The organism is Streptomyces sp. NPDC059371 (assembly GCF_042751995.1).
Lineage (GTDB): Bacteria > Actinomycetota > Actinomycetes > Streptomycetales > Streptomycetaceae > Streptomyces.
This window is the reverse complement of the sequence record NZ_JBHYXD010000011.1, coordinates 1-6,276: the sequence shown is the minus strand read 5'-3', so window position 1 is coordinate 6,276 and position 6,276 is coordinate 1. Positions and strand designations below refer to the sequence as shown.

Below are 6,276 nucleotides of genomic sequence, written 5' to 3'. Positions count from 1 at the left end.
CCGGCTTACTAGCTCAGCTCCCACTACATAAAACCCCGCGGGGCGCCCCCGGCCCGGGTGCGGGGGGGGGCCCCGCCTTACCCTTGCCCCCATGCCCTACACGTACGAGGACGTGGGCGCGACCCGCGAGGACCGCTGCCCCCCGGGCTTCCACCGACTGCACGTACGCTCCCGCATCGGCGAGGGCGAGGCCGTCTTCCGGCGCGCGTCCGAAGCCCTGATGACCTGGGAGGTGCACCGGGCCATGGGGATCCGCATGGTCTCCGAGGCCGGCAAGGCGGCGCCGGGGGTCGACGTCACGGTCGGCATCGGCCTGATCAAGGCCCCCTGCCGCATAGTCTGGACCGCCGAGGAGTACCGGCGCACCGCCTGGGCCTACGGGACCCTTTCCGGTCATCCCGAGTGCGGCGAGGAAGCGTTCGTCGTCACCCGCACCGGCGACGGCACCGTCTGGCTGACGATCACGGCCTTCAGCCGCGCGGCCACCTGGTACGCCCGCGCGGGCGGCGCCGTCACACGCGGCCTCCAGCGCGCCTACGCCCAGCGCTGCGGCACGGTGATGCGGCGCCTGTGCGCGGGCCTCGACGCCTGAAGCGGCCGACCGGCGCGACCCGGACGAGCCGTGGTGCACGGCTCGCCCCTGTCACGCCGGTCGCGCGTCCGGCGTCTCAGCGCATCAGCAGGCCCGCTCCCTCTCCCGTCTCCTCCGAGGGCACCGCCACCAGTCCCAGTTCCGCGCCGGACGCCAGCAGCCGGTGCGACGGCAGGATGCGGACCGTGTAGCCGAAGGAGCCCGTGCGATCGAGGGACAACGGACCCTCGTACGCCCAACGGCCCTCCAGGTCTGGGCCGTTGGTCGGCTTCAGCGGGACACAGACCGCGTCCGCGATGCGGTCGTCCCCGTCGACCCGGCCCGCGACCGCCTGGACCTCCACGTCGTCGGGGACGAGATCGCCTAGACCTACGCGGACGCGCAGCGACAGCGTGGTGCCCAGTTCGGCGGTCGTGGTGGCCGAGGACGCCTCGACGTGATCGACCGTGATCCGCGGCCAGGCGGCACGGACCCGTGACTTCCAGACGGCCAGCTCGCGGGCCGTCTCGGCGGTGAGGGAACGGTGGGCCTGCGCCGCCGGGGCGTACAGGCGCTCCACGTACTCGCGCACCATCCGGCCCGCCAGGACCTTCGGACCGAGGTGGGTCAGCGTCCGGCGGACCATCTCGATCCACCGGTCGGGCAGTCCCTCCTGGCCGCGCTCGTAGAAGCGGGGGGCCACCCGCTGCTCCAGCAGGTCGTACAGGGCCGCGGCCTCCAGCTCGTCCCGGCGGTCGTCGTCGGTCGCGGTGCCGTCCGCGGTCGGGATCGCCCAGCCGAAGTCCGGCTGGAACCACTCGTCCCACCAGCCGTCCAGGACGGAGAGGTTGAGACAGCCGTTGAGCGCGGCCTTCATCCCGCTCGTGCCGCACGCCTCCAGCGGGCGGAGCGGGTTGTTGAGCCAGATGTCGCAGCCCGGGTAGAGCTTCTGCGCCATCGCCATGCCGTAGTCGGGCAGGAAGACGATCCGGTGGCGCACCCGCGGGTCGTCGGCGAACCGGACCAGTTCCTGGATCAGCCGCTTGCCGCCGTCGTCCGCGGGGTGCGCCTTGCCCGCGACGACGATCTGGAGCGGCCGCTCGGAGTGCAGCAGCAGGTCCATGAGCCGGTCGCGGTCGCGCAGCATGAGCGTCAGACGTTTGTACGAGGGGACACGGCGCGCGAAGCCGATGGTGAGGACGTCGGGGTCGAGGACACCGTCGATCCAGCCGAGCTCGGCCGTGCCGGCGCCGCGCTGGCGCCAGGAGGCCCGCAGCCGGTCCCGTACCTCCAGCACCAGTTGTTCCCGCAGCACCCTGCGCAGGTCCCAGATCTCCTGGTCGGCGATCTCGGCCACCGCGTCCCAGCGGTCGGAGCCCCCGACGGTCAGCGCGTCCTCGGTGCGCTGCGCGCCGACCTGCCGGGCGCCGAGGCGGAAGACCTCGGGGGCCACCCAGGTCGGTGCGTGGACGCCGTTGGTGACCGAGGTGATCGGCACCTCGTCGGGGTCGAAGCCCGGCCAGAGTCCGGAGAACATCTCCCGGCTGACCTGGCCGTGCAGCAGGGACACCCCGTTCGCCCGCTGGCCCAGTCGCAGGCCCATGACAGCCATGTTGAAGAGGTTCGGCTCGCCTCCGGGATAGGTCTCCATCCCGAGGGCGAGGACGCGCCCCACGTCGATGCGCGGGAGTTCGGCGTCGGCGCCGAAGTGGCGGGCGACCACCTCCCGGTCGAAGCGGTCGATGCCGGCGGGCACCGGGGTGTGGGTGGTGAAGACCGTGCCGGCCCTGACCGCCTCCAGCGCGGAGTCGAAGTCCAGTCCCCGGTCTCCGAGTTCGGCGATCCGCTCCAGGCCGAGGAACCCCGCGTGCCCCTCGTTGGTGTGGAACACCTCGGGCTGCGGGTGCCCGGTCAGCCGGCAGTACGTCCTGACCGCCCGAACACCTCCTATTCCGAGCAGCATCTCCTGGAGCAGCCGGTGTTCGCTGCCGCCGCCGTAGAGCCGGTCGGTGACCCCGCGTTCGCCGACGCCGTTCTCCTCGACGTCGGAGTCGAGCATGAGCAGCGGGACGCGGCCGACCTGGGCCAGCCAGATCCGGGCGCGCAGCGCGCGGCCGCCGGGCAGCGCGAGGGACACGTGGGCGGGTGTGCCGTCGTCCTCGCTCAGCGGCACGACCGGCAGTTCGTTGGGGTCGAGGACCGGATAGTGCTCCTGCTGCCAGCCCTCGCGGGACAGGGACTGGCGGAAGTAGCCGTGCCGGTAGAGCAGGCCCACGCCGATCAGCGGGGCACCCAGGTCGCTGGCGGCCTTGAGATGGTCGCCCGCGAGGATGCCGAGGCCCCCGGAGTACTGCGGGAGGGCGGCGGTGACGCCGAACTCGGGCGAGAAGTAGGCGATGGCGGCGGGCAGGTCGGTGGTCTGTGTCTGATACCAGCGGTCGCCTCCCATGTACTCGCGCAGGTCGTCACGGACAGCGGCGAGACGGCGCAGGAAGCGGCTGTCCTCCGTGAGCTCCGCGAGCCGTTCGGCCCGCACGCTGCCGAGCAGTCGTACGGGGTCGCCGCCGCACGCCGCCCAGCGCTCGGGGTCGACGGACTGGAAGAGGTCACGGGTCTCGGCGTGCCAGGACCAGCGGAGGTTGCGGGCCAGGTCACTGAGCGGGTGAAGGGCTTCGGGGAGAACGGGTCGGACGGTGAATCTGCGGATCGCCTTCACGAATTCCACCTTCACGGAGGACGTACGCGGCTAAGGGACGCACGGCGTTGTGCGGCCTTCGTCTCCCACGACGTTAGCGGCGAGGGTGCCTTCGCGACACGGCGCATCGCGGCACTGCGCCCGATCGGGGCCGACCGTGTGACATCGGCGTGAAATCGACGCAACCCTCACGGACGCCTCGTGGACGGCGTGGCCGATTCCACCCGCATAGGCGGTCTTGTGATGCTTCGCACCGCACGAGAGGCTCACCTGGTGACGTACGGCCGGACTCTGTCCCAGCGGCCGGACCCGGCCCCGGTACGTCGCGTCGAGGAGGGGAACTCAGGTCATGGCACGGACGAGGAAGTGGCGTCTGCGCTGGGCGGCGGGTCTCACGGCGGTCGCGACGGCCGCGGTGCTTTCGGCCAACGCCCCGCCCGCGCAGGCGGCTCGGACGGGACGGATATCCGGCGCGGGGGAGCCGGGCTCCGTCAGCGGCAGCTACATCGTGACGCTCAAGGGGGGTACGCGGGCCCCGTCGTCGGCCGGCGCGAGCGTCGCCGAGCGGTACGGAGCGAGAATCAGCCACACCTACGGCACGGTTCTCAACGGCTTCGCCGTGCGGGCCGACGCGAGACAGGCCCGGCGGCTCGCCGCGGATCCCCGGGTGGCCTCCGTCGCCCCGGACACCCGTGTGACGTTCGAACAGGCCCACGACACGGGTGCCACGTCCGGCCGGGTCCAGACCGCCGGCCGGGCCCTGACCGCCGGTGCGACCGCCCGCCGGGTCCAGGCCGGCCCGCCGTCGTGGGGGCTCGACCGGATCGACCAGACCGGCCGGGCGCTCGACAAGCGGTACACGGCACCCGGCTCGGCCGGATCGGGAGTGACCGTATACGTCATCGACACCGGCGTCCGCGTCACGCACCGGGACTTCGGCGGCCGGGCGAGCTACGGCTGGGACTTCGTCGACGACGACAGGACGGCCCAGGACGGCAACGGCCACGGAACCCATGTCGCGGGGACGGTCGCCGGTGCCGGGTACGGCGTGGCCAAGAAGGCCAGGATCGTCGCCGTCCGCGTCCTCGACGACAAGGGCGCCGGCTCCACCGCCCAGGTCATCGCCGGCATCGACTGGGTCACCCGGCACGCGAGGAAGCCGGCCGTCGCCAACCTCAGCCTGGGCGGATACGCCGACGCCCAGCTCGACGCGGCCGTCCGCAACTCCATCGCCTCCGGCGTGACCTACACGGTCGCGGCGGGCAACTCCGGGGTCCCTGCCTCGCTGTGCTCCCCGGCCCGGGTCGCCGAGGCGCTCACGGTCGGCGCGACCGACCGGACCGACGCGCGGGCGCGCTTCTCGAACACCGGGCGCGCGCTCGACCTCTTCGCGCCGGGGGTGGACATCACGTCGACTTCGTACACCGGCGACAGGGCGAAAGCCACCTACTCCGGAACGTCGATGGCGAGCCCGCACGCCGCCGGCGCGGCCGCCCTGTATCTGGCGGACCATCCACGGGCCGCGCCCGCGCAGGTGGTGAAGGCGCTGGTGAGACGGGCGGTACCGGGAAAGGTGTCGGACGCGGGCACGGGTTCGCCGGACAGACTCCTGCACATCGGCTGACCCTGGGGTGACGCCGGCGCAACCAGGGTGATTCGGCCACACCGCACCGGCCTCGCCTGCCCGGGAGGAGGCCGGTCTTGTGTGTAGACATACGCGTGAGTAGTTAACAAAGTGCCGGAATGCCCACCCGCATAGGGTGGGAAGGCTCCTCCGGTACGCCCGCAGGCCCCACCTCCCCACACCCATCCGCCCACCCACGTTGACGCGGACAGGAGCGGTCATGCCCGCCACGCACCACACGTCGCCACCCCCGACAACCACCCCCGAGACGCCCCGGACACGCACGGCCGAGACCGGGTCCCGTGCACCTGCTTCCGCTGCCGGGCCCGAGAAACCGTCGGCCGCCGCCGGCACGGACCCGGGCACCGGCACCTCGGCCGCCGGCACACCCGCCACCGCCCCGGAGACGCCGCCCGCCGGCGCGCCCGCTCCGGGAACGTCCGCCCGCAAGGGCACCACCCCGCGCGCCAAGACGGCCAAGTCCGCTCCCAGGGCGGCCAAGTCCTCCGCTCCGAAGACGGCCAAGCCGTCGGTCCCGAAGACGGCCGGGTCCTCGGTTCCGAAGACGGCCAAGCCGTCGGTTCCCAAGACGGCCAGGACGGCCGTTCCCCAGGCGGGGAAGACCGCCCCGGAGGGGGTGAAGGCCGCTCCCAAGAAGGCCAGGGCCGCCGTCCCCGCCACCCGCACCCCCGACGCGCCCCTCGCCGCCGTCACTCCGGCGACGGCGGTCGGGCGCATCCCCGTCCTCGACGTCCACCCGGTCGTGCAGCACGGACGCCGACCCGCCAAGGCGGTGGTGGGCGAGGAGTTCGAGGTGTCGGCCACGGTCTTCCGCGAGGGCCACGACGCCGTCGCCGCGAATGTCGTCCTGCGCGACCCGGACGGCCGTCCGGGCCCGTGGACGCCGATGCGCGAGCTGGCCCCCGGCACCGACCGATGGGGTGCCAGGGTGAGCGCCGCGGCGGAGGGCCGCTGGACGTACACGGTGGAGGCGTGGGGGGACCCGGTCACCACCTGGCGGCATCACGCGGGGATCAAGATCCCGGCCGGTCTGGACACCGAGCTGGTGCTGGAGGAGGGCGCCCTGCTGTACGAGCGGGCGGTCGCCGGCCTGCCGAAGGGGACCCGGGGCAGGAAGGGCAGGGACACGCTTCTCGGGGCTGTCGACGCGCTGCGCGACACCGGTCGTCCCGTGGCCTCCCGTCTCGCCGCCGCGCTGACCCCGCAGGTGGACGCCGTCCTCGCGGAGCATCCGCTGCGCGAGCTCGTGACGTCGTCCGAGCCGTTGCCACTGCTGGTGGAGCGGGAGCGGGCGCTGTACGGCGCGTGGTACGAGTTCTTCCCGCGCTCGGAGGGCGGTCGGGCCCAGCCGTCCGCGCACGGCAC

General features: G+C 73.2%; 4 protein-coding genes. 3 read left to right on the top strand and 1 reads right to left on the bottom strand.

The annotated features are described in order from the left end of the window. The first annotated feature begins 91 nt into the window (after nucleotides 1–91). The gene (locus ACFXGX_RS09160) at nucleotides 92–592 is read left to right on the top strand and encodes a DUF1990 family protein (protein WP_384786952.1); all 501 of its coding nucleotides are present in this window, start codon (nucleotides 92–94) and stop codon (nucleotides 590–592) included. 76 nt (nucleotides 593–668) lie between these two features. Here ACFXGX_RS09160 and ACFXGX_RS09155 read toward each other — a convergent pair whose 3' ends face one another. Next, complete coding sequence (locus tag ACFXGX_RS09155) at nucleotides 669–3,287, bottom strand: glycosyltransferase family 1 protein (protein WP_384786949.1); 2,619 nt, start codon at nucleotides 3,285–3,287, stop codon at nucleotides 669–671. Between the two features lie 328 nt (nucleotides 3,288–3,615). Here ACFXGX_RS09155 and ACFXGX_RS09150 point away from each other — a divergent pair, with 328 nt between their 5' ends. Together ACFXGX_RS09150 and ACFXGX_RS09145 are read left to right on the top strand one after the other, a co-directional pair. Continuing rightward, nucleotides 3,616–4,890, top strand: a complete 1,275-nt coding sequence (locus ACFXGX_RS09150; protein ID WP_384786947.1) for a S8 family peptidase — start codon at nucleotides 3,616–3,618, stop codon at nucleotides 4,888–4,890. Nucleotides 4,891–5,110: 220 nt separating this feature from the next. Continuing rightward, nucleotides 5,111–6,276 (top strand): maltotransferase domain-containing protein (locus ACFXGX_RS09145; RefSeq protein ID WP_384786946.1); only part of this gene is annotated, 1,166 nt, incomplete at its 3' end.